This is a genomic window from Micromonospora sp. NPDC049203, assembly GCF_043197215.1.
In the GTDB taxonomy this organism is placed as follows: domain Bacteria; phylum Actinomycetota; class Actinomycetes; order Mycobacteriales; family Micromonosporaceae; genus Micromonospora.
The window spans coordinates 143,286-168,722 of sequence record NZ_JBICSV010000010.1 but is presented as its reverse complement, the minus strand read 5'-3'; the positions used below and the strand labels follow the sequence as shown (position 1 = coordinate 168,722).

Below are 25,437 nucleotides of genomic sequence, written 5' to 3'. Positions count from 1 at the left end.
TCGTCACGGTCGCCGCCGCCGGCCCCGTCCCGACAAGGTTCACGAACCGGCGCGCACCAGCCCTTTCCGCGAGCCGCCGGAGCGCCCGGGGCCGCCGGGGCGGCCGCCTGCCGCAGCACCGCGGTTCGCCTCTGGGCAAAACCGGCCGCGTGCTGTCCCAGGTCATCGCTACGCTGTCGCCCGGACGTCGCCCCGCCGCGCGTTCCGCCCGCGCTCCGCCCACGGCGCGCGGCGCCGCCACCGCCTCGAAGTGCCGGACCGGATCCCCAGGAGACCGTCAGTGACACACCAACCCGTCGCGACGTCGACGAAGCTCGACGCCGCCGTACTCAAGGTGGCCGGCGTCGTCGTGCTCGGTGCGATCATGTCGATCCTCGACGTGACAGTCGTCAGCGTGGCGCTGCCGACGTTCCAGAGCGAGTTCGACGCCTCGTACGCCCGCGTCGCGTGGACCATGACCGGCTACACGCTCGCGCTGGCCACCGTCATCCCGCTCAGCGGCTGGGCCGCCGACCGGTTCGGCACGAAACGCCTCTACATGGTGGCGCTGGCGCTGTTCACCATCGGCTCCGGGCTCTGCGCCACTGCCGACTCGATCGGCGAGCTGATCGCCTGGCGGGTCGTCCAGGGCCTCGGCGGCGGCATGCTCATGCCGCTCGGCATGACGATCATGACCCGGGCCGCCGGCCCGCACCGCATCGGCCGCCTGATGGCGGTGCTCGGCATCCCGATGCTGCTCGGCCCGATCACCGGCCCGATCCTCGGCGGCTGGCTGATCGACGTCGCGAGCTGGCACTGGATCTTCCTGATCAACCTGCCGATCGGCCTGGTTGCCCTGGTCTACGCCCAGCTGGCGCTGCCCAGGGACAACGCCGAGCCGTCCGAGTCGTTCGACTTCCTCGGCATGCTCATGCTCTCGCCCGGTCTCGCGCTGTTCCTCTACGGCATCTCCACGCTGCCCGAGACCGGCACCGTCGCCGACACCAAGGTCTGGCTGCCGATGCTCGTCGGTGGCGCGCTCGTGGTCGCCTTCGTGCTCTACTCGTTCCGGCCCCGGCACCCGCTGCTCGACCTGCGGCTCTTCCGCAACCGCAACCTGACCATCGCCGCCGTCACCATGTTCGTCTTCATCATCGCGTTCATGGGTGCCGGCCTGCTGTTCCCGAGCTACTTCCTCCAGGTGCGCGGCGAGACGACGCTGACGGCGGGCCTGCTGATCGCACCGCAGGGCATCGGCGCGATGCTGACCATGCCGATCGCCGGCATGCTCGCCGATCGCGTGCCGGTCGGCCGTACGGTGCCGTTCGCGCTCGTGCTCATCGCGGCCGGGTTCTTCACCTTCACCCAGCTCGGCACCGACACGTCGTACTGGCTGCTCTGCGGCTCGCTGTTCGTGATGGGCCTCGGCATGGGCGGCACGATGATGCCGATCATGACCTCGGCGCTGAAGACGCTCAGCGCGGCGGAGGTGGCGCGCGGTTCCACGCTCGTCAACATCCTCCAGCAGATCGGCGGTTCGGTGGGCGCCGCGGTCATGTCGGTCATCCTCACCAGCGAGCTGAACGGCTCGCGGCCGATCCCCGGCGCCGTCGACCCGGGCACCGGCGCCACGCTGACCGAGGCGCAGCTCGCCATCGCCACCCAGCAGCGGCCCGAGTTGCTCCAGCAGTTCCCGGTTCCGCCGTCGCTGATCGAACGCGGGCTCGACTACGCGGCGAGCTCCTTCTCCACCACGTTCTGGGTCGCCTTCGGCCTGGTGCTGCTGACGTTCGTCCCGGCTGCGTTCCTGCCCCGCCGCCGGGAGCCCTCGCACCTGCTCGACGGCGAGACGGGGGAGGACAAGCGCCCCGCGCCGATCCCGATCCACTGACCGCCGCCGTGACACCGGGGGCCGGACGCGTCAGTGTCCGGCCCCCGGCCGTCGTGATCCGCTGCCCCGGCGGTGACCAGCGCCTAGGATCGGAAAAACGGAGCCGGGGAGAGGCGGACGGCGTGAGCGGACACGACACGCAGCGGTCGGCGCGACGGCGCAACCGGCTGTTGCTGGCGGGACTGCTCGCCGTCGTCGGGCTGATCCTGCTGTTGCTCGGTCTCACCGTCGCCAACGGCACCATCGCCGGTGTCGAGGTGGCGCTCGCGCTGTTGCTGCTGGTCGCCAGCTACGCGATCCAGCGCGTGGCCCGCCGCGAGACCGTCTACCGGGACGAGCGGCGCTGACCGGTCCGGCGCTCCGGCCGGGCTAGGCTGCCAGTGTGGATCACGAAGACCGGATCGCGCTGTTCCTCGACTACGAAAACCTGGCCCTCGGCGTACGGGACCATCACGGCGGCCGGCCGTTCGACTTCCGGCCGATCGCCGACGCGCTCGCCGAGCGGGGGCGCGTGGTGGTGCGCCGGGCGTACGCCGACTGGTCGTACTTCGACGAGGACCGCCGGATGCTCACCCGCTCACACGTCGAGCTGATCGAGATCCCGCAGCGGATGGGCGCCTCGCGCAAGAACGCCGCGGACATCAAGATGGCGGTGGACGCGGTCGAGCTGGCGTTCGAGCGCGGCTACATCTCCACGTTCGTGATCTGCACCGGCGACAGCGACTTCACCCCGCTCGTGCACAAGCTGCGCGAACTCAACAAGCGGGTGATCGGCGTCGGGGTGGAGAAGTCCACCTCCGCGCTGCTGCCCCCGGCCTGCGACGAGTTCCTCTACTACGACCGCCTGGAAGGTGTGGACGTGCCGCCCCCGGCCGCCCGCCGGTCGCGCCCGGCCCGGCCCTCACCGGCGGAGCCGGCGCCCGAGCCGGCGGTGGAGACCGTCCCGGCCGAGGACGAGTCGGCGCGGGACGTCGACACGCTCGCCGTGCAGCTCGTGCAGACGGTGGCCGGCATGCAGGGCAGCTCCAGCGGCGACGTGACCGCGTCCGCGCTCAAACGTGCGCTGCTCCGCAAGGACCCGACGTTCAGCGAGTCCGACTACGGCTTCCGTACCTTCGGCGAACTGCTGCGTCATCTCGCGGCGCACAACGTGGTGGAGCTGGCCGCCGGGCCGGCGAAGGGCGATCCGGAGGTGTCGCTTCCCGAACAGGGGGACCGGGAGGTCGCGTTCGGGCTGCTCCGCTCCGTGGTGGTGGACCTCGCCGCGGACGGTGGCGCGGTGGCGCTGTCCGGCCTGAAGGACCAGCTCCGGCGGGCCCGGCCGGACTTCAGCGAGAAGAAGCTCGGCTACCGCAGCTTCCTCCAGTTCTGCAAGGCCGCCGCCACCGGCGGCGCGGTGGAGCTGCGCTGGAGCCCCGAAGACGGCGACTACCTGCTGACCCCCCAGCCCTCCTGACCCTTACCCCGCCCGTCCCTCTCCTCGCGATCTTGCACTTTCGGCCCCCCCATATGGGGCGAATCCGGCGTCCTGGGGGCCGAAAGTGCAAGATCGACGGGGGACGGGGGACGGGGGACGGGGGACGGGGGAGCAGGTCGGGAAGGGGTCGGGTTCACCGGGGATCTGAGGCCGGGGCGGCGGCCGGGGTGATCGGCGGGGACATCAGGGTCGGGGCGGCTCGGGTGAGGGGGTGGGGCTCGGCTCTGCTGTCGGGCTTGGCGCTCCGGTCGTGCCCGGATCACCCGTGGGGCTCGCGGTCGGCGCCGAGGTCGCCTGGGCGGCCGGCGGGGTGGACGGATCGGCGCGTGCCGGCGGGCGGTTGCCGGGGTGCGACGGTGGCGGTCCGGCTACAGGTGGCGCGGTGGTGAGGACTCGCGTACCCGGCCGCGCTGCCGGATCCGACCACGTCGCGGGATTCGGGAAGGGCTCCGGTCGCGGTGCGGGCCGGGTCGGCGGGGGTGTCGAGGGCGACGCCGGACCGGCCGGAGTGGCCGTGGGCTGTGCCGGCGGCGCGGCTGCCGTGGTGGACGTGCCCGCCGGGTGGGACGCGGGCCGGCGCGCCGGGTCGGTCTGCCCGGCGGTGGCGCTCCAGGTGCCGGCGGACGTGACGCCGAGCAGCACGGCCACCGCCGCGACGCCCGCCGCCACCAGCCGCCGGGGGAGTGCCGGTTCGGCCGGGGCGTCCCACGGACCGAGCGGACGGGGTGGCCGGGGACGGGCGGCCCGGTGGGCGGACCGCAGCGTGTCGATGTCCTCGACGACCGCTTGCCGTGTGCCGGTGGCGTCGGCGTGGGCCAGGGTGAGGTAGAACCGGGCGTTCGCCGCGCCCGGCGCCGGTACGCGCAGTCCCGCCGGTGCGCCGCCGTCGGTGCCGTGGAGCAGGGTGACCGGGCGGTCGCTGTGGTGCCCGAGGCCGTGCAGGTCCCGCAGGGGCCAGTCCCGCCGGACGTCGCGCCCGGCGAAGGTCACCCGCCGGTCGGTCACCACGGCGGCACCGCTGTCGACCACGCGCAGCCCGGCCGGTGGCGGGCCGTCGGCCGGGCCGAGACGGCCGGTGAGGGTGCGGCCGGGCGCGGGTAGTCCGGGCACGTGCCGGGCGGTGGCCTCGACCAGGTCGACGGCGGACAGGATGCGGTAGACGACCTCACCTTCGTCCAGCGGCACCGGCAGTGCGGTGCCCGGCAGCGCGCAGCCCCGGAAGCCGGCCGCCTCGATCGCCAGCCGGTCGAGGTGCTCCGCGCGGCGGCGCCAGGTCCGGGCCGCCGTCTCGTACGCCTGACGCCGGCGCTCGTTCTCGCGCCGCGCCCAGGCCAGCCGCCGTCGCGGATGAGCTCCGATCGCTTCTGGTCGCCTCGCCGTCACACCCGGTACAACGGGCCGTGACCAGGGCGGATACGTGAACGTGGCTATCGTCCGCTTTGGCGATGTTATGCCCGCTACTACACTTCGGGCATGCCGAGGATCGTCCAGTTGCTGGCCTCGCCGGTGCACCGGTACGTGGGCCGTCCGGCGGACGGACCCGCCCCGGCGCCACCCGGCGAACTGGTCGACCAGGTGCGGGTACGCGCCGGACTCGGCATCGTCGGTGACCGCTACTTCGGCCGTCCCGCGCACCGGGAGGCGAGCGTCACGCTGATCGCGCGGGAGTCACTGCCGCCCGGCACAGACCTCACCCAGCTGCGGCGCAACGTGCTGACCGAGGGCATTCCGGTGGACGACCTGGTGGGCCGGGTGCTCACGCTCGACTCCGGCGACGGTCCGGTCCGGCTGCGGGCGCATCGGGCCGCGCCGCCCTGCGCCTGGCTGGACGTGGTGGTCGAGCCCGGTACGTGGAAGGCGATGCGCCGCCGCGCCGGCATCCGGTGCGCCCCGCTCACCGACGGCGTGCTGCGGGTCGGGCCGGTCACAGTGTCCGTCGAAGACTGACGATGTCCCGGGAACTTTGTCCCTGCGACGGCCGACCAACCGAGGGGCGGCCGGTACCGCCGCGCCGGCAGGAGGGACGCCACTGATGAACCGAGCGGGGCTCTTATCCGTACCGTCCGGCATGAGCATGCCGGACCGGCGGACCGGCCGCGGATGAGACCGGACGCCGACGACGAGCAGGTCACCGGCTGGGCGCGGCGCGCCGCCCGGGGTGACCGGCTGGCCGCCGCCGCCTTCGTCCGGGCCCTCCAGGTGCCGGTGTGGCGTTTCCTCGCCCACCTGGCCGGGCCGGCCGAGGCCGACGACCTCGCCCAGGAGACGTTCCTGCGGGCGCTGCGCAGCCTGCCGGGCTTCGCGGGCCGGTCGTCGGCGCGTACCTGGATCTTCACCATCGCCCGCCGGGTCGCGGTGGACCACGTGCGGACGGCGACCACCCGGCCCCGGCTGGCGGCGCTGCCGGACTGGCAGACCGCCGCCGAGGCGGCCGGCGCGGTGACCGGCGGCGGGGACGACGGGGTGGTGTTGCGTGGTCTCATCGCCGCGCTGGCGCCGGACCGGCGGGAGGCGTTCGTGGCCACCCAGGTGCTCGGCCTGTCCTACGCCGAGGCGGCCGAGGTGTGCGGCTGCCCGGTGGGCACCATCCGCTCCCGCGTGGCCCGCGCCCGCGAGGACCTGGTCGCCGCCTGGTCCGGCGACGCCCGCGACCGCCGGGCCCGCTGAGACCGCGACCCGCCGCCTCGACCGCTGGCACAGCCCGCCGGCAGGCTCGCGCGGCGGGTCGTCAGGCGGCGCGCCGGTCGCGGGCCTGTGCGGGGTACGGGCCGGGCGGCACCAGCCGCAGCGGCGCGGGCGCGGGCGGTTCCTCGATTCGCAGCGCCCACCGCGAGCCGTCCGACCGGCGCTGCCCGGGTGGCGTGTCGCCGGGACGGCGGCCGAGCCGGGACAGCACCAGCATCACGGCCCAGCCGACCAGCAGGAAGCCGTGGCTGACCAGCCGGGTCATCTCCACCTGTCCGATGATCAGGTCGTTCACCGACAGCAGCACCAGCGTGGCGACGAACGCGCTGAGCATCGGCAACAGGCCGGACGGGGTGGACCGGCGCGTCGCCACGTAGAGGAATCCGGCGCCGACCGCCACGTTCCACGCCGCCGACTCGTGCCACAGGTGCTGGCCGGAGGCGTGCGCGTGGGTGACGACCGCCTCCCGGCCGATCTGGGTCAGGCCGAGCACGAGCTGCACCGCGCCGAGCAGGCCGAGCGCCCCGCGCAGCCCCAGCGTGATCCGGTGGCGGCGGCTGGGCCGGGGCGGCGGCGCGGCGGCCAGCACCGCGTCGACCAGGTCGGGCACCCGCGGGGCGAGCTGCGTACGGACCCGCCGGATCACCGACGCCGCGGAGTCGAACCAGCCACGGCAGCCGGCGCAGCCGGTCAGGTGGGCCTCGGCCGCCTCGATCTCCGACGCGGACGCCTCACCGTCCAACTGTGCCGACAGGATCTCCCGCCACTGCTCACACGCCATGTAGGGATAGTCGTCGGGAGCGCCGCGCTGGTTCCCGGCGGGGTGCGGGTCACGCCCCGGTCAGCCGGGACTTCTGCACCTTGCCCATCGCGTTGCGGGGCAGCGCGCTTACCAGCCGTACCTGCCGGGGGCGTTTGTGCGCGGACAGGTGCCGCGCCACGAAGTCGATCAGCTCCGCCTCGGCCACGCCGTCGCCCACCACGTACGCGGTGACCTGTTGCCCCAGGTCGGGGTGGGGCGTGCCGACCACCGCCGCCTCCCGTACCCCCGGATGCGCCAGCAGCGCGTCCTCCACCTCACCGGCTCCGATCCGGTACCCGCCGCTCTTGATCAGGTCGGTGGCGGCCCGCCCGACGATCCGGTGGACGCCGTCCCGGCCGACGAGCGCGACGTCGCCGGTGCGGAACCAGCCGTCCGCCGTGCGGCTGGCCGCGTCGGCGTCCGGCCGGTTCAGGTAGCCGTCGAAGAGCGTGCCGCCGCGCACCTGAAGCTCACCCATCGCGGCGCCGTCGGCCGGCAGCGGGCCGCCGTGCTCGTCCACCACCCGCGTCCGCACGCCGGGCAGCGGCACGCCCACGGTGCCGGGCCGCCGGGGACCGTCGGCGCGGGCGCTCACCGTGACGAGGGTCTCGGTCATGCCGTACCGCTCCAGCGGCCGGTGCCCGGTCAGCCCGGCCAGCGCCGCGAAGACAGGTTCGGGCAGAGCGGCGCTGCCGGACACGAGCAGCCGGGCACCGCGCAGCGCCCGCGCCGCCGCGGGGCGCGCCGCGATCCGGGACCAGATCGTGGGTACGCCGAAGTACAGCGAGGCGCCTGCCGCCGCGTACCGCTCGGGGTGGGGCCGGCCGACGTGGTGCAGCCGGCTGCCGACGCGCAGCGGGCCGAGCACGCCGAGCACCAGCCCGTGCACGTGGAACAGCGGCAGGCCGTGTGCCAGCACGTCGTCCGGGGCCCAGGCCCAGGCGTCGGCGAGCCCGTCCAGGCAGGCGGCGACCGCGCGGCGGGACAGCACCGCGCCCTTCGGCGCGCCGGTGGTGCCGGAGGTGTAGAGGATCAGCGCGGTGGTCGCCGGATCGGGCTCGGGGAGTGTGGTGTCCGAGCGACGCGCCAGGTCCAGCGGTACGACCGGCGGCGTAGCGGCGTCGGTGTCCGGTGCGTCCGGCGGCGCGAGCAGCAGTTCCGCGCCGGAGTCGCGCAGGATGTGATCGCGTTCCATCGGGCCGGCGTCCGGCGGCACCGGTACCACCGCCGCGCCGGCGAGCAGCCCACCGACCACGCCGACCACGGTCTCCAGGCTCGCCGTGGCGGGCACCGCCACCCGGGTCGCGCCGCGCAGGTCGTCGGCGACGGCGGTGGCCGCGCGGCGCAGCTCCACCCGGGACAGCGAACGGTCGCCGACCCGGACCGCCCCGGGTCGCTCGTCGGTGGTCTCGGCGAGCCGGCTGAGCAGCGACACGGGCACCCCTTCCCGGTATGTCCGCCGATGTACCGCGACCCTAACCGGCCGGGCCACCCCCGCCGGGCACGCCGTCGGGTATGTGTCATCGTGGGCGGCGGCGAGGGAGGTGCCGCATGTCGGGTCCGTTGCGCGGGGTGCTGGTCGCCGACTTCTCCCGGATCCTCGCCGGGCCGTACGCGACGATGCTCCTGGCCGATCTGGGTGCGGACGTGGTCAAGGTGGAGCCCCCGGGCGGCGACGACACCCGCGACTGGCGGCCCCCGGTCCGCGACGACGTCTCCACCTACTACCTGGCGGTCAACCGCAACAAGCGGTCACTGGCGCTGGACCTGACCGACCCGGGCGACCTGACGCTTGCGCACCGGCTGGCCGACCGCGCCGACGTGCTGATCCAGAACTTCCGCCCGGGCGCGCTGCGCCGCTTCGGCCTTGACCACGACACCGTCACCGCCCGCAACGCCCGCCTGGTGTACGCCTCGATCAGCGGCTTCGGCGACGCCGGGGGCGCCGACCTGCCCGGGTACGACCTGATGGTGCAGGCCGCCGCCGGGCTGATGAGTCTCACCGGTGACGCCGACGGCCCACCGTACAAGGCGGGGGTGGCCGTCTTCGACGTGATCGCCGGACTGCACGCGGCGGTCGGCATCCTCGCCGCGCTGCGGCACCGGGAGGAGACCGGGCGCGGTCAGCACGTCACTGTGGACCTGCTCTCCTCGGCGCTGTCCGGGCTGGTCAACCACACCAGCGCGCACGTCGCGGGGGGAGCGGCGCCGCACCGGATGGGCAACGCGCACCCGAGCATCGTGCCGTACGAGCCGCTGCCCACCGCCGACGGCGAGCTGGTGGTGATCGCCGGGAACGACGCTCAGTTCCGTACCCTCTGCCGGGTGCTCGGCGTGCCGGGGCTGGCCGACGACGCGCGGTTCGGCCGCAACGCCGACCGCGTCGCGCACCGCGACGAGCTGCGCCCGCTGCTGGTGACGGCGCTGTCCCGGCGCGGCAGCGCGGACTGGTTCGCCGAGCTGCGGGCGGCCGGTGTGCCGTGCAGCCCGATCAACTCGGTGGCCGAGGGAGTGGCGCTGGCGGAGGGGCTGGGCCTGGAGCCGGTGGTGACGGCCGGTGGGGTGCCGGGGATCCGCAACCCGATCGGCCTGTCCGGCACCCCGCCCCGCTACGACCTGCCGCCACCGGAGCTGGACGAACACGGCGACCAGCTGCGCGCCTGGCTCGCCGCCTCCTGAGCCCGGCCGGCCGGGCCCGCGGTCAGAGCGTCTCGACCAGGCGGAAGCGTTCCAGCACCGCCGGGGTGTCGTCGTCGACGGTGAACGTGGGGTCGCCGAGCCAGCCGCGGTAGTCGTCGCCGTGCCAGAACCGCTCGTGGCCGGCGCGCCAGGCGGCCACCGACTCGTGGCCCTCGCCCTCGTCGCGCGCGTGGTCGAGGTCGACGTCGCCGAGGCGGGCGACACGGACCTCCACCAGCTCGATCACCGCCACCGGACGGTTGTCGGAGTCGAGCACGGCCGAGCGGGCGCCGACCGCCGGCAGCGGCTCACCGTCGATCTCGTAGTCCTGGAGCAGACCGGTGGTGGTGGTCTTGCTCCCGTCGAGCACAGCGGCGACGAGCTTGTCGCGCAGCGGGCCGGGAAAGGCGAACTCGAACGTGGGCAGGTCGGCGTCCATGCCCGGCAGGCTAGCGGTCAGCGGCGGCGCGGCGCGCGGACAATTGGAGCCGGAACCGGCCGCCCGCTCAGCCGGCCGCCCGCTCAGCCGGCCGCCCGCTCAGCCGGCCGCCGGCAGCAGCCGGTCCAGCCAGCCCAGCAGCACCCGCTCGTACTGCGGGCTGACGCTGTCCAGATCCTCGCCCTCGCCGAGCGTGGGGGCGTGGTCGCAGCCGGCCAGCCGGGCAACCGTCAGCTCCGCGTCGCACGCCGCCCGCCGCCACACCGCGAGGCTCTCCTCGATCGGGATCCACGCGTCCGTCTCGCCGTAGCAGAGCAGCACCGGGCCGGTCAGCCGCGCCAGCACCGGCGCCGGGTCGTAGTCCATGTCGGTCCAGGTGCCCGGCGTGGCGGGCAACTCGTCGGGCAGGAACGCCAGCGGGAACCAGCGGCGTCGCGCCGCCGCGTCCAGTGCCGCCTGCGCCACCGGCCGCGGCACCTCGCCGCGCTGGAAGCCCTCTGCCAGCCGGCGCAGCTCGGCCAGCTCGGTGAGATCGGCCGGGCCGTAGCCGTGCCGGCGCAACTGCTCGGCCGTGCCGTAGCGCATCTGGACCGCCGGGCTCACCGCGCTGCACCCGACCAGGACCAGGAAGTCGACCGGATGCCGGGTCGCGGTCAGGGCCGCCGCCCACGCGCCCTGGCTGAAACCCCACAGCCCGAGCGGGACCGCCCCGACGTGCCGGCGCAGCTCGGTGAGCGCCGCCGTCGCGTCCTCGGCCTGCTCGGCCAGTGGCACGTCGCGCCCACCGGGCCGTGGGCGACGGTCGTAGCGCAGCACCGCCACCCCGGCCGGAGGCAGCAGCCGCGCCAGATGCTCGTAGAGGAAGTACGAGCGCTCGCCGGCGTGCGAGCCGTGCAGCACCACCAGGCCGCCGCGGACCGGCCCGGCCGGCAGGTCGAGCATCGCGGGCAGGCCCGCCGCGCCGACTGCCGTCTCCATGCCCGGCAGTGAACCACGAACCGTCCCGCCCGGTGGTCCCGGCCGCCGTCCGGGACACCCGCGTGCGTACGCTGAGCAGGTACGTCGCAGCGACCGTGGAGAACCGCCATGACCAGCCCCGCACCCCGTACCGTCCGGGTCGCCCGCCCCGAGGACGTGCCGGCCCTCGTCGACCTGATCGAGTCGGCGTACCGGGGCGAGCGCAGCCGGCAGGGCTGGACCCACGAGGCGGACCTGCTGGCCGGGCAGCGCACCGACCCGGAGATGGTGACCACGGCGGTCACCGGCCCGGACGGTGTGGTGCTCGTCGCCGAGCGGGGCGGCGACCTGCTCGCCTGCTGCCAGCTGGAGCACCGCGACGACCACGTCTACTTCGGGATGTTCGCTGTGGCGCCCGGCCGGCAGGGCGGCGGCCTGGGCCGGGAGCTGCTGGCCGAGGCCGAGCGCTACGCGGCCGAGCAGTGGCACGCCGGTGAGATGCGGATGACGGTCATCGTCCAGCGCGACGACCTCATCGCCTGGTACGAGCGGCGCGGCTACGCCCGCACCGGCGAACTGAGCCCGTTCCCGTACGGCGACGAGCGCTTCGGCGTGCCGCTGCGGCCGGACCTGGCGTTCGAGACGCTGCGCAAGAAGCTGGGCTGACTCAGCCCGGCCGGTCCACCAGCGCGACCAGCTTCTTCGGGGCCAGCACGCAGTAGCTCTCGGTGAGCAGCTCGGCGACCTCGGTCCAGTCCGTCTCCGCGTCCAGCCGCAGGCCGACCACGTCGGCGGCCCAGTCCGGCTTGAAGAAGTGCGGCCCGGCCGCGAGCAGCCCGGCGATCTCGTCGCCGGGGGAGCGGAACGTCATCACGCAGACCGGCTCGTCGGTCGCCGCGGCCCGCGCGTACGCCGCCTGGTGGCCGGGGTCGACGGTGAGCACGTGGGCGAACGTGCGGCCGCGCACGCGCCACCGCACGCCCACCCAGGCCGGTTCCTCGTAGGTCTCCGGCAGGCCGAGACAGACCGGGCGCAGGCGGTCGAGGTGCTCGGGTGGGACGTCTCCGGGGCCGGTCATGCGCGCAGGCTAGCCGCCGCCTCCGACAATCCGGCCGCCCCGGCGTGTCGGCCGTCCGCGCGCGCCCGATGCGGGAAATGTCGCAGCCGGGGAGTAGACAGCGATGAGTTCCGGTGAGCCGCAGGGTCATTGCGACGGAAGAACCCCTCGGACGAGAGGACGAGACATGAGCGGCGTACGAGTACTTGTCGGCACGCGCAAGGGCGCGTTCATTCTGACGTCGGACGGCAAACGCGACGACTGGACCGTCGACGGGCCGCACTTCGGCGGCTGGGAGATCTACCATCTGACCGGTTCGCCCGTCGAACCGGACCGGCTGTACGCGTCCCAGTCCGGCGGCTGGTTCGGGCAGCTGATCCAGCGCTCGGACGACGGCGGCCGGACCTGGTCGACTGTGGGCAACGACTTCGCCTACAGCGGCGAGGTGGGGCAGCACCTCTGGTACGACGGAACCCCACGCCCGTGGGAGTTCAAGCGGATCTGGCACCTGGAGCCGTCCCGCCACGACCCCGACACGGTGTACGCGGGCGGCGAGGACGCCGCCCTCTACCTGTCCACCGACGGCGGCCAGAAGTGGTCCGAGCTGACCGCCCTGCGTCAGCACCCCACCGGCCCGTCCTGGCAGCCCGGAGCGGGCGGGATGTGCCTGCACACGATCCTGCTCGACCCGGCCGACCGGGACCGCATCTACGTCGCGATCTCGGCGGCGGGCGCGTTCCGCAGCGACGACGGCGGTGCCAGCTGGCTGCCGATCAACAAGGGCCTGCGCTCGGGGGAGATCCCCGACGAGGACTCCGAGGTCGGGCACTGCGTGCACCGTCTCGCCCAGCACCCCTCCCGGCCGGACACGCTGTTCATGCAGAAGCACTGGGACGTCATGCGCACCGACGACGCCGGGGCGAACTGGCGGGAGGTCAGCGGCGACCTGCCGACGGATTTCGGCTTCCCGATCGCCGTGCACGCGCACGAACCGGAGACGGTCTACGTGGTGCCGATCACCAGCGACTCGCTGCACTACCCGCCGGAGGGCAGGCTGCGCGTCTACCGCAGCCGTACCGGCGGGGAGCAGTGGGAGCCGCTGACCGAGGGGCTGCCGCAGTCGCACTGCTACGTCAACGTGCTGCGCGACGCGATGGCAGTGGACACGCTCGACCCGTGCGGCGTCTACTTCGGCACCACCGGAGGTCAGGTCTACCACTCGGCCGACGGCGGCGACACCTGGGCGCCGATCGTGCGGGACCTGCCAGCAGTGCTCTCGGTCGAGGTCCAGGTGCTGCCGTGATCCGGGTCGTGCTGCCGGCACACCTGAAGACTCTGGCCCACGTCACCGGCGAGGTACGTGTCGAGGTGGCCGGGCCGCCGACCCAGCGGGAGGTGCTGGACGCGCTGGAGGCCGCGTACCCGATGCTGCTCGGCACCATCCGTGACCGGCACAGCGGGAAGCGGCGGCCGTTCGTGCGCTTCTACGCCTGCGAGCTCGACCTGTCCAACGAGTCCCCGGACGCGCCGCTGCCCGAGGAGGTGGTCGCCGGCAAGGAGCCGTTCATCGTGCTCGGCGCGATGGCCGGCGGTTGAGGGGACCGGCGGGAACCGCGCCCGGCGCGGCCACGTCTGACCGGCATGACCCGTCACGGATCCCGGACGCACAGATGGACGACGGTCGCCGCGCTGGCGCTCGCCGGCTGCACCGCGTCGCCGCCGGCCGTCGCCCCGCCGCCCGCCGACCCGCCACCTGCCGGCACTGCCGTACCGGCCGGCGGGCTGCGGCTGGTCGCCTTCGACTCCTGTGACGAGGCGCTGCGGCAGATCCGTACGGCCGCGAAGGCGGCGGTCGGGCCGTGGGGCCTCGGGTCGGACGACCCGCTGCGGCAGTTCGCCGCGAAGCGGGCGGCGGTCGGCGGCGTCGAGGACGCCACCTCGGCGTCCACGCCTGATTTCTCCGGCACCAACGTGCACGAGGCGGGCGTGGACGAACCGGACCTGGTCAAGTCCGACGGGCGGCGGATCGTCACCGTCGTCCGGGGAGTGTTGTCGGTGGTCGACGCGGCGACCCGCCGGGTGACCGGCCGGGTGGCGCTGGACCTCACCACCGATCGGCGCTCCGGTGGCGAGGCGAGCCTGCTGCTGCACGGCGACCGGGCGCTGGTGCTGCTGCGCGACGGGTGGGTCACCAGGGGCACCGTCCCGGGCCGGCCGCCGGCCCCGGGAGCGGCCGGGCAGGCCCGGCTGGTCCTGGTCGATCTCGCCGGAGCGCCGCGGGTCGCCGGCGAGTACCGGATGGACGGCCGGCTGGTCGACGCGCGGCAGGTCGGCGCCACCGCCCGTGTCGTGATCAGTTCCGGACACCGGCTCGACTTCCCGCAGCCGGGGAAGCGCACCGACGCGCAGCGGGTCGCCGCCAACCAGGCCGTGATCGACAAGGCCACGCTCGACGACTGGCTGCCGCGCTACGAGATCCGCGACGGCGCCCGGACCGTCGGCTCGGGCCGGGTCGGCTGCGACCGGGTCAGCCGGCCGGCGGGGTTCTCCGGCGCCTCGATGGTGACGGTGCTCAGCTTCGACCTGGGCGCGTCCACGCTCGGCGCCGGTGACCCGGTCACCGTGTTCGCCGACGGCGACACCGTCTACGGCACCGGCTCCCGGCTCTACGTCGCCAACGACCAGCGGTGGCGGACGTGGCGGGGCGAGCCGTCCGAGGCGGGCGGCTCCCGCACGGAGATCTACCAGTTCGACACCGCGGCGGCCACGCCGCGCTACGTCGCCGCCGGGTCCGTGCCCGGCTGGCCGATCGGCCAGTACGCGATGTCCGAGTGGGACGGTCACCTGCGGGTGGCCACCACCACCGGCGACACGTGGAACCGCGGAACGTCCTCCCAGTCCGGCGTGTACGTGCTACGCGCCGAGGGCGCCACGCTGAACCGGGTCGGCGCGGTCACCGGGCTGGGCAAGGGCGAGCGGATCTTCGCGGTGCGGTTCCTCGGCGGCACCGGGTACGTGGTGACGTTCCGGCAGACCGACCCGCTGTACGGGCTGGACCTGCGCGACCCGGCCGCCCCACGGGTCACCGGCGAGTTGAAGATCAACGGATACTCGTCGTACCTGCATCCGGCCGGTGACGGCCGCCTGATCGGTGTCGGACAGGACGCGACCGACCAGGGGCGGGTGACAGGCACCCAGGTGTCGCTGTTCGACGTGGCCGACCCGGCCCGGCCGGCCCGGCTCGCCCAGCACCACGTCCCGGGCGGCTGGTCCGAGGCGGAGAGCGACCCGCACGCCTTCCTCTACTGGGCGCCGGAGCGGCTGGTCGTGCTCCCGGTGACCCGTCCGGGCGTGGTCACCGACCAGGCCGAGAGCGTCAAGGGCACGCCGTCCGGCGGTGTGCTGGCGCTGCGGGTCGGCGACAAGGGCTTCACTGTGGCCGGCGCCGTCGACCACCCCGCCGACCTGGCCGACGGCGGCGAGTGGACGCCGATCCGCCGCTCGCTGATGGTCGACGGTGTGCTCTGGACCGTCTCCGACGCCGGGCTCAAGGCGACCGCCCTGTCCGGCATGAACACCCTGGCCTGGGTGCCGCTGACCTGACCGTGGACGGCCGGACCCCGCCGCGTGCCAGGCACGCGGCGAGGTCCGGTCCGCTCACTGTTCCAGCGCCGCCTCGGCGGCCGATACCTGCGGTCCCGTCCGCAGCGCGTACGCGACGACGCCGCCGAGGAGGAACGTCGTGGCGGTGACGGCGGCGATCCGGTTGTCCGGCTCCTGTGCCATCCACAGCGCGACCTGCCGCCATTCCGGCCCGCCCGGCGCGGCCAGGAGCGCGCCCAGCGCGGCCCAGGCGGTCGGCACCTGCCAGGCGGCCCGGGCGCCGGCGAGCGCGGCGCCGAGCCCGACCAGCCCGGTCAGCCCGGCCGTGTCGCGGGCCAGTACGGACAGCGGCCCGAAGTCGGCGCCGAGTACGCGGGCGGCGGCCAGCAGCCCGACCACCAGTGCGCCGTACCCGAGCAGGTGCCCGGCCCGGCGCGGCGCCCACTGCCAGGCGGCGGTCCGCTCCAGCGCCGGGTCGGTGCCGGCGAGCGTCGGCCCGAGCGGCGCCACCGCCAGCGCGGTGGTGAGCACGGCGAGGCGAGCGGGCACCTCGGGACGGTCGGTGAAGGCGGACCAGGAAAGAGCCATCACGGCGACGGCGACCGCCGATCCGGCCAGCGCGGCGGGTAGCCGGCGGGACCGCACGTAGAGCGGCAGCCAGCGGGTCACGGCGCGGCCCGTCCGGTGAGCGCCGGCATCAGGTCCGGCTCGCACCGCGCGGCCGCGTCCCGCAGCGCGGTCACCCGCCGCAACTGCTCCGGCTCGGGCAGCGCGCGCAGCTGTCGCACGCCGGTCCGGATCTCCTCCTGCTGCTCGTCGGCGTACCGGTATCCGGTCCAGGAGTCCCACAGCCGCACCGTTTCGGCATCGAGCAGCCAGGCGGCGGCGACCGCCGGGGCGATGTCGTCGCCGCTGCGCCCGCAGCCGTACCACTTGGTGCCGCCGCCCAGGGCGATGCGTTCGGCCACGTCGGCGGCCCGGCCGGTGTCCGGGTCGACTTCCAGGAGGAACTGCACGGTGCCGGGTTCGGGTTTGGGCCGGTGCCACTGCTCGCTGTCGTTGCTGCCGATGGTGTCCAGCCGCAGTTCCACCGCGCGGGTCGGCGCGTCCGGCAGCTTCGCCAGCGCGCGCAGTCCCCGGCGGGCCTCGGGAGTGATCTGGGGCAGCAGGTGCGCGTTGATCGCGGTGACGCACACCTGCGGCGTGCCGTCGGCGCAGACGTAGCGGCGTGCCGACTGGTCGAGCTGCCAGATGCCGGCGGGGCCCGGTGCGCTGATCAGCAGGAGTCCCGCGACACCGGCGGCCAGGCTCGCCGCCGCGCCGGCCCGGAGCGGCCACGACCGGCCCGCCGCCAGCAGCAGGCCGGCGAGGACCAGCCCGACCCCGAGCGTGAGGCGGCTGAGCAGCAGCCGGTCGGACAGCGTCTCCCACGGCGTGTCCGGCGGCCAGGAGATCATGAGGGACGCGTTCGTCAGCCGGCTACCGGCCGGACCGCCGAGCATGGCGGTGCCCTCCTGCGCCACCAGGCCGGCGGCGGCCAGCAGCGGCGGCAGCAGCGGTGAGGACCACAGCCGGCCCGCTGCCACACCGACCCAGGCCGCGCCCACCAGCACCAGCACGTCGATCAGCGGCCCGGCGAGTCCGCGTACGCCGAGGTAGGTGCCGCCGGTGGCGATCACCGCCGCGCTGGCGGCGACCACGAGCAGGTGCGCGGCGGCGGCGGCGACGCCGAGCGCCGTCATCGCCGGCAGCGCGCGCTGCCAGCGGGGCCGGCCGGTGCTGTTCATCAGCTCGTCGGCGCGGGTACGGCGGTCCCGGCGGCCGAGCACCGCGCCACCGGCGAGCGCGAGCGGCATCAGCAGGAAGACGTTGGAGGCGTGCACGTAGCCCAGCCGCAGCCACTGTCCCTGCCAGAAGTCGTACATGCTGGCGGTGCCGAGGACGCCGACGGCGATCAGCAGCACCGCCACGACCGGCGCGTTGGAGCGGCGCAGTTCGACGCGGATCTGTCGGATCATCGGGCGCTCCGGTGCTGCTGGAGCAGGTACGAGTAGCCGCGCTCGGCGGCGCTGTCGCCGATGCCGCCGGTCTCGCCGTGGCGGACCAGGTCGGCGGGCAGGCCCTGGAACACGCGGGCGCCGTGATCCATCAGGATGACGTCCGAGCAGGCCGCCACCACGTCCTCCACCAGGTGGGTGGAGACCAGCACGCAGGCGTCCGCGCCGAGTTCGCGGATCAGCTCCCGGAACTCGACCCGCTGTTCCGGGTCGAGGCCGACTGTCGGTTCGTCGAGCAGCAGCAGGTCCGGTTCGTTCACGATCGCCTGGGCGATGCCGGCCCGGCGCAGCATGCCGCCGGACAGCGACTTGAGTTTGGCGTCGGCCCGGTCGGTGAGGCGTACCCGTTCGATGGCCCGCTGGGCCGCGCCCGGCACCGCCGAGGCCGGCATCTCCCGCAGCCAGGCCACGTACTCGACGTACTCCCGCACCGTGAACCGGGGGTAGTAGCCGAACTGCTGCGGCAGGTAGCCGAGCCGGCGGCGCACCGGCCGCAGCTCGCGGGTCGTGGTGGCGTCCGCGCCGAGCAGCCGCAGCACTCCGGCGTGCGGCTTGACCACAGTGGCGAGCGCGCGCATCAGCGTGCTCTTGCCGGCGCCGTTGGGGCCGAGCAGCCCGTGCACGCCGGCGCCGAGGGTCAGGCCGAGGTTGTCGACGGCGAGGTGCCGGCCGGCCTTCACCGACAGTCCCACCGCCTCGATCCGCCAGGCGTGCCGGGTCGGCGCCACCTCGTCGGCGCTCACTGCGCGTACCAATGTCGTCTCCTTTTTCCGGGCAGGGTGGACAGCGGCGCCGGACGGGCGCCGTGTGGTGGTGGGGGTCGCGGGGCCGGCGTCAGCCGGTGGGCCGCCGCAGGTGTTCGGCGCGTAGCGCGGTCAGCACCGTGAGCACGACGGCGGCCGTCGCCCAGGCGGGCATGGTCGCGGGCCGGAGCAGGGTCTCGGTGACGGCGGCGGCGCGGTTCGCGTCGGCGGTGAACGACCCGGCCGCGACCGCCGCGAGCCAGCCGCCGCCGAGGAGCGCGGCGGCCACCGGCACGCCGACGCGGCTGCCGAGCAGCAGCGTCGCCGCGGTGAACGTCAGGCAGGGCAGCAGCCACAGCGCCGGGTTGCGGCCGACCGCGAGCCCGGCCACCGCGAGCACCGGCGCGACCAGGAGCAGAACCGCGAGGGTACGGCGCAGCAGCAGTTCCAGCCCGGCGCGGGCGGTGCCGGCGACCACCTCCCAGTTCGGGTTGGCGCGGCGGGACCAGGCCACCGCGAGCCCGGCCAGCGGCGCCACCGGCGCGAGCAGCAGCACCGCCGAGGGGCGATCCGGGAAGTTGCGGTCCAGCAGCACCGCGGCGAGGATCGCCGTGCACGTCATGGCCGCCCAGGCCGGCATCGACCAGTCGGTCCAGCGCAGCCACCACCGGCGCAGCGGCCGCCGGGGCACCGGCTGCGGGCCGGTGCGGGCCTGTTCCAGGATCGCCTCCCGGGCGTCGCCGAGCAGGGCCCGCAGCGGCGGCGCGGCCAGCTCGCCGAGCCGGTCGCGGCACTCGGCGCAGCCCTCCAGGTGCACCTCGATGGTCCAGGTGGCGGCGTCGTCGGGGCTGCCCGCCGCGTACGCGGCCAGGGCCGGCGGGGGAACGTGAGCGGTCATGTCAGTGCCTCCCGGAGTGCGGTGCGGGCACGCCGCGCCCGGCTCTTCACGGTGCCCTCCGGCACCCCCAGCAGGACCGAGGTCTCCCGGACGGTGAGCCCGTCCAGGACCATGGCGGCCAGCACCGCCCGCAGCTCCGGGGCGAGCGCGTCCAGCGCGGCGCCCACCTCGGAGCCGAGCGACCCGGCGAGCGCCTCGTCCTCGGCGGCGGGCGCGCTGCGTACCGGAAGCACGTCGGTCGGCACCTCCCGCACCCGGGCGCGGCGGCGCATCGCGTCGACCAGGCGGCGGGCCGCGATGGTCCAGATCCAGCCGGCGGCCGAGCCGCCCGGCGCGTCCGCGCCACCGGAGGGCCGGAGCCCACTGAACGAGCCGGCGGCGCGCCACACCGTCAGGTACGTGTCCTGGAGGACCTCGGCGACGAGGCCGTCGTCGGCGCACCGCCGCCGCAGCCGGATCGCGAGCCACGGCGACGTACGCCGGTACAGCTCGTCGAACGCGTCCAGGTCGGCGCGTGCGACCCGCCGCAGCAGCCGCTCCTCGTCCTGTCTGCTTCCTTCCACGCCTAGATGGTCGTTCCCGGCGCCCTCGACGGATCACGGCCCGGAGTGACCTGGGTCACTCCCGGCCGTGCGGGGCTGTCCGTCACTCCGACGCGGCGAACGGTCCCGCCGGGCCGAACGCCAGTGCCGCGAACCGCTCGCCGATGCGCCGGTCGGCGGCGGGATCGGGGTGCAGCTCGTCGGGGAGCGGCAGCTGCGCGTAGTCGGCCTCGCCGTACAGCTCCAGCCCGTCGAGGTAGTGCAGGTTCGCATCGGCGCCGGCCCGGGACGCCACGATCCGGGCCAGTTCGGCGCGGATGACGCGCAGCGTGAGCCGCCCGGCGGCCACCTCGGCCGGGTCGCCGGTGGCCCGGAACCGCACCTTCCCGTCGGCGAACCCGGCCGCGCCGGGGCCCGGCGTGTCCTCCTGGATCGGGCACAGGATCGACGACACGACGAGCAGCGGCGTCCGCGGATGCCCCTCCCGGATGGTGTCCAGGAATCCGTGCACCGCCGGGCCGAACGCCCGCAGCCGCATCGCGTCGCTGTTCACCAGGTTGATGCCGATCTTGACGCTGATCAGGTCGGCCGGGGTGTCGCGCATGGCCCGCGCGGTGAACGGGTCGAGCAGCGCGCTGCCACTGAACCCGAGGTTGACCACTTCCACGTCGGCCAGCGCGGCGGCCACGGCCGGCCAGGTGCCGGTGGGGCTCTCCGCGTCCGAGCCGTGGCTGATCGAGCTGCCGTGGTGCAGCCACACCCGGCGGCCGTCCGTGCCGGCCGGCTCGACCGGCGCGTCGGTGCGCAGTGCCACCAGTTCGGTGATCTCCCGCTGCGGCAGCCAGATCACCACCTCCTTGTCGGTGGCGGGCAGGTCGGTGAAGCGCACCGTGCCGACCGGGCCGGGCTCGACGCCGGACGTGCCGGTGGTCAGGTCGATGGTGAGCACCCTGCCGCCACCGGCGGTGGCCTGACCGGCGAGACGGCCGTCGACGACCAGGTCGTAGCGGCCGTCGGGACGCGGCCCGGTGCCCCGGTAGACCATCTTCGTGGGCAGCACGTCCAGCTCCACAGTGGTGGCCCGGGTGCGGAACGCCAGCCGTACGCCAGAGGGCATCGCCTCCGCCATCATCACCTGCGGGTCGGTGTTCTGCGCCCGGGCCCACGCGGGCAGCCGGTGCGGCAGCACCCCCTGCGCGGTCCGTTCCAGGTCGAGTGCGCCGCGCAGCAGGTCCGGGGTGATCGGAGTGGTGAGGTGAGGGGATGACATGGTTCCGATCCTGCCGCCGGATCCGGCGGGCGGCCACCTGATTTGTCCGACAGGCCGGACTCGTCACGCTGGGTCAGCCGGTCAGCACGCGATCCACGTACCGAGCCGTCATGGTGGCGAGCACCAGGTCCGGATCGGTGGCCCACACCTCGGCGTTGAAGATCTCCACCTCGACGTCACCGGAGTATCCGGCGGCCTCCACCGCGCGGCGCAGCGGCGGGAAGTCGATGTGCCCGTCGCCCATCATGCCGCGCCCCAGCAGCACGTCGGCCGGCAGCGGGGTGAGGAAGTCGCAGACCTGGAAGCTCGCGATCCGCGCCCCGGCGCGGGCGATCTGCCGCCACACGTCCGGATCCCACCAGACGTGGAACGTGTCCACCACCACGCCGACCTGGTCGGCCGGGAACGCCTCGGCCAGGTTGAGCGCCTGCCCGAGCGTGGACAGCACCGCCCGGTCGGCGCAGTACATCGGGTGCAGCGGCTCCAGCGCCAGGCGTACCCCGCGCTCGCCCGCGTACGGCGCCAGCTCGGCCAGCGCGTCGGCGACCCGCAGCCGCGCGCCCGCCAGGTCGCGTGAGCCGGGCGGCAGGCCGCCGACGACGAGCACCAGGCAGGCGGCACGCAGCTCGGCGGCCTCGTCGATCGCGCGCCGGTTGTCCGCCAGCGCCGCGGCCCGTCCGGCCTCGTCGGCGGCGGTGAGGAACCCGCCCCGGCACAGCGACGACACCCGCAGCCCGGCGTCCGCGACGAGCCGCGCCGCGGCCGGTACGCCGATCTCGGCCACCGGCTCACGCCACAGCCCGATCGCCGGGATGCCGGCGCGCACACAGCCGCCGACCGCCTCGGCCACGGACCAGCGCTGCGTGGTGCGCTGGTTGAGCGACAGCCTCGCCAGCCGCGCATCGGTGGTCATCCGGGCACGCCCGCGACGTCCAGGTACGCGCGCATCCGCCGGGCCGCGAGCTCCGGGTCGCGCAACAGCCCGGCGGCGTCGGCCAGCCGGAACGCCTGGACCAGGTGCGGGACGCCGCGCCCGCCGTGCAGGCCGCCGACCATGGTGAAGCCCGGCTGCCGCCCGTTGAGCCAGGACAGGAACGCGACGCCGGTCTTGTAGTACGGCGTGGGCGGGGCGAACAGGTGCCGGGACAGCGGCACCGTCGGATCGAGGACCGCCCGGAACCCGGCCCTGTCGTCCGCGTCGAGGCGCCCCAGCGCGGCGGACGCGGCCGGGGCGATCGCCGCGAACGCGCCGAGCAGCGCGTGGCTGAACCGCTTCCCGTCGCCCTCGATCAGCTCCGGGTAGTGGTAGTCGTCGCCGGTGTAGACCTTCACCGCCGGTGGCAGCAGCTCCCGCAGCCGGACCTCCCGGGCGGCGTCCAGCAGCGACACCTTCACCCCGTCGACCGCCTCGGCGTGGGCGTGCACCAGCGCGGCGAACGTGGCGGTGGCCTCGTCCAGGTCGGCCGAGCCCCAGTAGCCGGCCAGCGCCGGGTCGAACATGTCGCCGAGCCAGTGCAGCACCACCGGCACGCCGGCCTCGCGCAGCACCCGCTCGTAGACGCGCAGGTAGTCCTCCGGCCCGGTGGCGAGCGCGGCGAGGTGCCGGCTGGCCATCAGCACCGGCGTGGCGCCGCACTCCTGGACGACGGTGACCTGCTCGGCGTACGCGGCGACGACCTCGTCCAGCGTGCCGGGCACGCCGGTGAGCTGGTCGGTGCCGGCCCCGGCGACGATGCGCCCGCCGCACGCGGCGGCCTCTGCGGCGCTGCGCCGGATCAGCTCCCGGGTGGCCGCCCAGTCCAGCCCCATCCCGCGCTGCGCCGTGTCCATCGCCTCGGCCACGCCGAGGCCCCACGACCACAGGTCGCGCCGCACCGCGAGCGTCGCGTCCCAGTCCAGCCGCGCCGGGCGGCCGGGGGAGTTGTCGGCGTACGGGTCGGCGACGACGTGCGCCGCCGCGTACGCGATCCGGCTGGCCGGCGGCGCGAACGGCCGGCGCCAGGCGGGCGGTTCGCGCAACGTCAGCTTCTCGGTGCCGCCGCCTGGAACCGGCAGCGTGATGCGTGTGCTCACCGGGGGATCTCCTCGATCGTCACCCGCCGCCCCTCGCGGGCCGAGCGCAGCCCGGCCTCGGCCAGCTGCACGCCCCGGGCGCCGGCCAGGAAGTCCCACGGGAACGGCTCGCCGTCGACGACGTGGCGCAGGAACGCCTCCCACTGCACCTTGAACGCGTTGTCGTGCTCGCCGTTGTCCGGCACCTTCTGCCACTGCGCGCGGAACGGCTCGGTGACCGGCAGGTCGGGGTTCCACACGGGCATCGGGGTGGTGCCCCGGTGCTGGATGCGGCAGTCGCGCAGCCCGGCCACCGCGCTGCCGTGCGTGCCGTCGACCTGGAACTCGACCAGCTCGTCCCGGTGCACGCGGACCGCCCAGGAGGAGTTGATCTGCGCGACGATGCCGCCGGCCAGCTCGAAGATGCCGTACGCGGCGTCGTCGGCGGTGGCCCGGTAGCTGTTCCCGGCCTCGTCGACGCGCTCGGGGACGTGCGTGGCGGTGACGGCGGTGACGGCGGTGACCGGGGCGATGATCTGCTCCAGCACGTAGTGCCAGTGCGGGAACATGTCCAGCGTGATGCCGCCGCCGTCCTCGGCGCGGTAGTTCCAGCTCGGACGCTGCGCGGCCTGCCAGTCGCCCTCGAACACCCAGTAGCCGAACTCGCCGCGCACGGACAGGATCCGGCCGAAGAAGCCGCCGTCCACCAGCCGCTTGAGTTTGCGCAGGCCGGGCAGGAACAGCTTGTCCTGCACGACGCCGTTGCGGACGCCGGCGGCGGCGGCGAGCCGGGCCAGCTCCAGCGAGGCGAGGAACCCCTCGGCGAGCGGCTTCTCGGTGTAGACGTGCTTGCCGGCCTCGATCGCCGCCCGGATCGCCTTCTCCCGCTGCGCGGTCACCTGCGCGTCGAAGTAGATCCGGTTGGCGTCGTCGGCGAGTGCCGCGTCCAGGTCCGTCGTGTACGCCGACAGCCCGTGCCGCCCGGCGATCTCGCCGAGCCGGTTCTCGTCCCGGCCGACGAGGGTCAGCTCGGGCCAGATGCGGCTGCCGTCGCGGGCCGGCACGCCGCCCTGTTCGCGGATGGCGAGCAGGGACCGGACGAGGTGCTGCCGGTAACCCATCCTGCCGGTGACGCCGTTGAGGATGATGCCGACGGACGTGCGTTCCACTGTGCCTCCCCGCCCTGAATGCGCTTTCAGTAAGCGCTTTCAGGGTGCTACCGTAGCCACGCCGGAACACCGGGTCAAGACGTTCCGCAGGGAGACGCATCGATGTCGCACGTGACGCTGGAAGACGTGGCCAAGGCCGCCGACGTCTCCCTGGCCACCGCCTCCCGGGCACTCAACGGCCGGCGGGTCACCCCCCACCTGCACGAGCGCGTCCTGGCCGCCGCCGCGCGGCTCGCGTACACCCCGAACGCCCACGCCCGCGCGCTGGCCGGCGCGTCCCGGCGCAGCGTCGGCGTCGTCTGCCACGACGTCACCGACCCCTACTTCGCGGCGGTCGCCGGTGGCGTCATGCGCGTCGCCGCCGACAATGACCTGCTGGTCATGCTGGCCAGCACGTTCCGCGACCCGGAACGCGAGATCGCGTACGTGTCGATGCTGCGCGCCGAACGCGCCCCGGCGATCCTGCTCATCGGCTCCGGATTCGAGGACCCCCGCTGGGAGCGGGCCATGGCTGCCGAGCTGGCGCCCTACCTCGACGGCGGCGGCCGGGTCGCGGTGGTCAGCCGGCACCGCACCCTGAAGGTCGACAGTGTCCTGCCGGAGAACCGGTCCGGTGCCGCCGAGCTGGCCCGCGCGCTGCTGGGCCTGGGCCACCGCCGCTTCGCTGTGCTCTCCGGCCCGCCCGAGCTGACCACTGTCGCCGACCGGCTCGGCGGGTTCCGCGACGAGCTGACCGCCGCCGGTGTGGCGCTCGACCCGGGCGCGGTGGCCGAGGCGGCGTTCACCCGCGACGGCGGCTACCGGGCGATGACCGAGCTGCTCGACCGAGGGCTCGACGCCACCTGCGTGTTCGCGTGCACCGACGTGATGGCCGTCGGCGCGTACGCGGCGCTGCGCGACAGGGGGCTGTCGGTGCCCGGCGACGTCTCGGTCGCCGGCTTCGACGACATCCCTGTCGTACGCGACCTCGCCCCGCCGCTCACTACTGTGGCGCTGCCGCTGCACCGGCTCGGCGAGGAGGCGATGAGACTGGCCCTGACCGAGAACACCGCTCGCCGCCGCCGGGTCGTACGCCTGCCCGGCGCTGTGGTGTTGCGGGACAGCACCGCGCCGGTCGCCTGAGCCGGGCCGGTAGGG

Annotated in this window: 26 protein-coding genes; 11 read left to right on the top strand and 15 right to left on the bottom strand. The window is 74.8% G+C overall.

What is annotated here, in order from left to right; translation table 11 throughout:
- The first annotated feature begins 280 nt into the window (after positions 1 to 280).
- From ACGFIA_RS24335 to ACGFIA_RS24325, 3 genes are all read left to right on the top strand, one after another.
- Complete coding sequence (locus ACGFIA_RS24335; protein WP_357384437.1) at positions 281 to 1,870, top strand: DHA2 family efflux MFS transporter permease subunit; 1,590 nt, start codon at positions 281 to 283, stop codon at positions 1,868 to 1,870.
- Between the two features lie 122 nt (positions 1,871 to 1,992).
- Positions 1,993 to 2,217, top strand: a complete 225-nt coding sequence (locus ACGFIA_RS24330; protein WP_357384439.1) for a hypothetical protein — start codon at positions 1,993 to 1,995, stop codon at positions 2,215 to 2,217.
- A gap of 35 nt (positions 2,218 to 2,252) precedes the next feature.
- Positions 2,253 to 3,326 (top strand): PIN domain-containing protein, encoded by a 1,074-nt coding sequence (locus tag ACGFIA_RS24325; protein WP_357384441.1) that lies wholly within the window; start codon positions 2,253 to 2,255, stop codon positions 3,324 to 3,326.
- 204 nt (positions 3,327 to 3,530) lie between these two features.
- On the opposite strand, the gene ACGFIA_RS24320 is transcribed toward ACGFIA_RS24325, so the two are convergent.
- Positions 3,531 to 4,730 carry a hypothetical protein gene (locus tag ACGFIA_RS24320; RefSeq protein ID WP_393262259.1) on the bottom strand — a complete coding sequence of 400 codons (1,200 nt, stop codon included), beginning with the start codon at positions 4,728 to 4,730 and terminating at the stop codon, positions 3,531 to 3,533.
- A gap of 90 nt (positions 4,731 to 4,820) precedes the next feature.
- Here ACGFIA_RS24320 and ACGFIA_RS24315 point away from each other — a divergent pair, with 90 nt between their 5' ends.
- Together ACGFIA_RS24315 and ACGFIA_RS24310 are read left to right on the top strand one after the other, a co-directional pair.
- Positions 4,821 to 5,294: a molybdenum cofactor biosysynthesis protein gene (locus tag ACGFIA_RS24315; RefSeq protein WP_357384445.1), complete on the top strand. Its 474-nt coding sequence runs from the start codon at positions 4,821 to 4,823 to the stop codon at positions 5,292 to 5,294.
- Positions 5,295 to 5,447: 153 nt separating this feature from the next.
- Positions 5,448 to 6,014 carry a sigma-70 family RNA polymerase sigma factor gene (locus tag ACGFIA_RS24310; RefSeq protein ID WP_357384447.1) on the top strand — a complete coding sequence of 189 codons (567 nt, stop codon included), beginning with the start codon at positions 5,448 to 5,450 and terminating at the stop codon, positions 6,012 to 6,014.
- Positions 6,015 to 6,075: 61 nt separating this feature from the next.
- On the opposite strand, the gene ACGFIA_RS24305 is transcribed toward ACGFIA_RS24310, so the two are convergent.
- Together ACGFIA_RS24305 and ACGFIA_RS24300 are read right to left on the bottom strand one after the other, a co-directional pair.
- Entirely contained in the window at positions 6,076 to 6,813 is a 738-nt protein-coding gene (locus ACGFIA_RS24305; protein WP_357384449.1) for a zf-HC2 domain-containing protein, read from the bottom strand.
- A gap of 49 nt (positions 6,814 to 6,862) precedes the next feature.
- Positions 6,863 to 8,269, bottom strand: a complete 1,407-nt coding sequence (locus ACGFIA_RS24300; protein ID WP_393262255.1) for an acyl-CoA synthetase — start codon at positions 8,267 to 8,269, stop codon at positions 6,863 to 6,865.
- A gap of 116 nt (positions 8,270 to 8,385) precedes the next feature.
- Here ACGFIA_RS24300 and ACGFIA_RS24295 point away from each other — a divergent pair, with 116 nt between their 5' ends.
- Positions 8,386 to 9,513: a CoA transferase gene (locus ACGFIA_RS24295; protein ID WP_357479259.1), complete on the top strand. Its 1,128-nt coding sequence runs from the start codon at positions 8,386 to 8,388 to the stop codon at positions 9,511 to 9,513.
- 22 nt (positions 9,514 to 9,535) lie between these two features.
- On the opposite strand, the gene ACGFIA_RS24290 is transcribed toward ACGFIA_RS24295, so the two are convergent.
- Together ACGFIA_RS24290 and ACGFIA_RS24285 are read right to left on the bottom strand one after the other, a co-directional pair.
- Positions 9,536 to 9,952 carry an ASCH domain-containing protein gene (locus ACGFIA_RS24290; protein WP_357384455.1) on the bottom strand — a complete coding sequence of 139 codons (417 nt, stop codon included), beginning with the start codon at positions 9,950 to 9,952 and terminating at the stop codon, positions 9,536 to 9,538.
- Between the two features lie 99 nt (positions 9,953 to 10,051).
- Positions 10,052 to 10,930, bottom strand: coding sequence for an alpha/beta hydrolase (locus ACGFIA_RS24285; protein WP_357384457.1), 879 nt, complete (start codon positions 10,928 to 10,930; stop codon positions 10,052 to 10,054).
- Between the two features lie 108 nt (positions 10,931 to 11,038).
- Between ACGFIA_RS24285 and ACGFIA_RS24280 the strand changes: the two genes are divergently transcribed.
- Complete coding sequence (locus ACGFIA_RS24280; protein ID WP_357384459.1) at positions 11,039 to 11,575, top strand: GNAT family N-acetyltransferase; 537 nt, start codon at positions 11,039 to 11,041, stop codon at positions 11,573 to 11,575.
- 1 nt (position 11,576) lies between these two features.
- Here the strand turns inward: ACGFIA_RS24280 and ACGFIA_RS24275 are convergent, their stop codons facing one another.
- Positions 11,577 to 11,987, bottom strand: coding sequence for an MmcQ/YjbR family DNA-binding protein (locus ACGFIA_RS24275; RefSeq protein ID WP_357384461.1), 411 nt, complete (start codon positions 11,985 to 11,987; stop codon positions 11,577 to 11,579).
- A gap of 166 nt (positions 11,988 to 12,153) precedes the next feature.
- Between ACGFIA_RS24275 and ACGFIA_RS24270 the strand changes: the two genes are divergently transcribed.
- The 3 genes from ACGFIA_RS24270 to ACGFIA_RS24260 are packed head-to-tail and all read left to right on the top strand — an operon-like array spanning position 12,154 to position 15,569.
- The gene (locus tag ACGFIA_RS24270) at positions 12,154 to 13,269 is read left to right on the top strand and encodes an exo-alpha-sialidase (protein ID WP_357384463.1); all 1,116 of its coding nucleotides are present in this window, start codon (positions 12,154 to 12,156) and stop codon (positions 13,267 to 13,269) included.
- Entirely contained in the window at positions 13,266 to 13,562 is a 297-nt protein-coding gene (locus tag ACGFIA_RS24265) for a MoaD/ThiS family protein (RefSeq protein ID WP_357384465.1), read from the top strand. The genes ACGFIA_RS24270 and ACGFIA_RS24265 overlap by 4 nt, the downstream gene beginning before the upstream one ends.
- A gap of 45 nt (positions 13,563 to 13,607) precedes the next feature.
- Positions 13,608 to 15,569, top strand: coding sequence for a beta-propeller domain-containing protein (locus tag ACGFIA_RS24260; RefSeq protein WP_357473512.1), 1,962 nt, complete (start codon positions 13,608 to 13,610; stop codon positions 15,567 to 15,569).
- A gap of 54 nt (positions 15,570 to 15,623) precedes the next feature.
- On the opposite strand, the gene ACGFIA_RS24255 is transcribed toward ACGFIA_RS24260, so the two are convergent.
- The 9 genes from ACGFIA_RS24255 to ACGFIA_RS24215 form a co-directional block, all read right to left on the bottom strand.
- Positions 15,624 to 16,238 (bottom strand): hypothetical protein, encoded by a 615-nt coding sequence (locus ACGFIA_RS24255; protein ID WP_357384469.1) that lies wholly within the window; start codon positions 16,236 to 16,238, stop codon positions 15,624 to 15,626.
- Positions 16,235 to 17,587, bottom strand: a complete 1,353-nt coding sequence (locus ACGFIA_RS24250) for a hypothetical protein (RefSeq protein WP_357384471.1) — start codon at positions 17,585 to 17,587, stop codon at positions 16,235 to 16,237. Before ACGFIA_RS24250 ends, ACGFIA_RS24255 begins: the two co-directional genes overlap by 4 nt.
- Positions 17,584 to 18,381, bottom strand: coding sequence for an ABC transporter ATP-binding protein (locus ACGFIA_RS24245; protein WP_357384473.1), 798 nt, complete (start codon positions 18,379 to 18,381; stop codon positions 17,584 to 17,586). The genes ACGFIA_RS24250 and ACGFIA_RS24245 overlap by 4 nt, the downstream gene beginning before the upstream one ends.
- Positions 18,382 to 18,460: 79 nt before the next feature.
- Positions 18,461 to 19,267: a zf-HC2 domain-containing protein gene (locus tag ACGFIA_RS24240; RefSeq protein ID WP_357384475.1), complete on the bottom strand. Its 807-nt coding sequence runs from the start codon at positions 19,265 to 19,267 to the stop codon at positions 18,461 to 18,463.
- Positions 19,264 to 19,830, bottom strand: coding sequence for an RNA polymerase sigma factor (locus ACGFIA_RS24235; protein WP_357384477.1), 567 nt, complete (start codon positions 19,828 to 19,830; stop codon positions 19,264 to 19,266). Before ACGFIA_RS24235 ends, ACGFIA_RS24240 begins: the two co-directional genes overlap by 4 nt.
- An 82-nt stretch (positions 19,831 to 19,912) precedes the next feature.
- Positions 19,913 to 21,079 carry an SGNH/GDSL hydrolase family protein gene (locus ACGFIA_RS24230; RefSeq protein WP_357384479.1) on the bottom strand — a complete coding sequence of 389 codons (1,167 nt, stop codon included), beginning with the start codon at positions 21,077 to 21,079 and terminating at the stop codon, positions 19,913 to 19,915.
- Positions 21,080 to 21,152: 73 nt separating this feature from the next.
- Positions 21,153 to 21,992, bottom strand: coding sequence for a sugar phosphate isomerase/epimerase family protein (locus ACGFIA_RS24225; protein WP_357384481.1), 840 nt, complete (start codon positions 21,990 to 21,992; stop codon positions 21,153 to 21,155).
- Complete coding sequence (locus ACGFIA_RS24220) at positions 21,989 to 23,152, bottom strand: dihydrodipicolinate synthase family protein (RefSeq protein ID WP_393262246.1); 1,164 nt, start codon at positions 23,150 to 23,152, stop codon at positions 21,989 to 21,991. Before ACGFIA_RS24220 ends, ACGFIA_RS24225 begins: the two co-directional genes overlap by 4 nt.
- Complete coding sequence (locus ACGFIA_RS24215) at positions 23,149 to 24,300, bottom strand: Gfo/Idh/MocA family oxidoreductase (RefSeq protein WP_357473525.1); 1,152 nt, start codon at positions 24,298 to 24,300, stop codon at positions 23,149 to 23,151. Before ACGFIA_RS24215 ends, ACGFIA_RS24220 begins: the two co-directional genes overlap by 4 nt.
- A 102-nt stretch (positions 24,301 to 24,402) precedes the next feature.
- On the opposite strand from ACGFIA_RS24215, the gene ACGFIA_RS24210 reads away from it, so the two are divergent.
- Positions 24,403 to 25,422: a LacI family DNA-binding transcriptional regulator gene (locus ACGFIA_RS24210; protein WP_393262243.1), complete on the top strand. Its 1,020-nt coding sequence runs from the start codon at positions 24,403 to 24,405 to the stop codon at positions 25,420 to 25,422.
- Positions 25,423 to 25,437: the final 15 nt, after the last annotated feature.

Bases quoted from the DNA above. Each gene is read 5' to 3' on its own strand.
- ACGFIA_RS24315 (WP_357384445.1), top strand. From the start codon at position 4,821: ATGCCGAGGATCGTCCAGTTGCTGGCCTCGCCGGTGCACCGGTACGTG.
- ACGFIA_RS24310 (WP_357384447.1), top strand. From the start codon at position 5,448: ATGAGACCGGACGCCGACGACGAGCAGGTCACCGGCTGGGCGCGGCGC.
- ACGFIA_RS24305 (WP_357384449.1), bottom strand. From the start codon at position 6,813: ATGGCGTGTGAGCAGTGGCGGGAGATCCTGTCGGCACAGTTGGACGGT.
- ACGFIA_RS24295 (WP_357479259.1), top strand. From the start codon at position 8,386: ATGTCGGGTCCGTTGCGCGGGGTGCTGGTCGCCGACTTCTCCCGGATC.
- ACGFIA_RS24290 (WP_357384455.1), bottom strand. From the start codon at position 9,952: ATGGACGCCGACCTGCCCACGTTCGAGTTCGCCTTTCCCGGCCCGCTG.
- ACGFIA_RS24285 (WP_357384457.1), bottom strand. From the start codon at position 10,930: ATGGAGACGGCAGTCGGCGCGGCGGGCCTGCCCGCGATGCTCGACCTG.
- ACGFIA_RS24280 (WP_357384459.1), top strand. From the start codon at position 11,039: ATGACCAGCCCCGCACCCCGTACCGTCCGGGTCGCCCGCCCCGAGGAC.
- ACGFIA_RS24275 (WP_357384461.1), bottom strand. From the start codon at position 11,987: ATGACCGGCCCCGGAGACGTCCCACCCGAGCACCTCGACCGCCTGCGC.
- ACGFIA_RS24270 (WP_357384463.1), top strand. From the start codon at position 12,154: ATGAGCGGCGTACGAGTACTTGTCGGCACGCGCAAGGGCGCGTTCATT.
- ACGFIA_RS24260 (WP_357473512.1), top strand. From the start codon at position 13,608: ATGACCCGTCACGGATCCCGGACGCACAGATGGACGACGGTCGCCGCG.
- ACGFIA_RS24250 (WP_357384471.1), bottom strand. From the start codon at position 17,587: ATGATCCGACAGATCCGCGTCGAACTGCGCCGCTCCAACGCGCCGGTC.
- ACGFIA_RS24240 (WP_357384475.1), bottom strand. From the start codon at position 19,267: ATGACCGCTCACGTTCCCCCGCCGGCCCTGGCCGCGTACGCGGCGGGC.
- ACGFIA_RS24230 (WP_357384479.1), bottom strand. From the start codon at position 21,079: ATGTCATCCCCTCACCTCACCACTCCGATCACCCCGGACCTGCTGCGC.
- ACGFIA_RS24225 (WP_357384481.1), bottom strand. From the start codon at position 21,992: ATGACCACCGATGCGCGGCTGGCGAGGCTGTCGCTCAACCAGCGCACC.
- ACGFIA_RS24210 (WP_393262243.1), top strand. From the start codon at position 24,403: ATGTCGCACGTGACGCTGGAAGACGTGGCCAAGGCCGCCGACGTCTCC.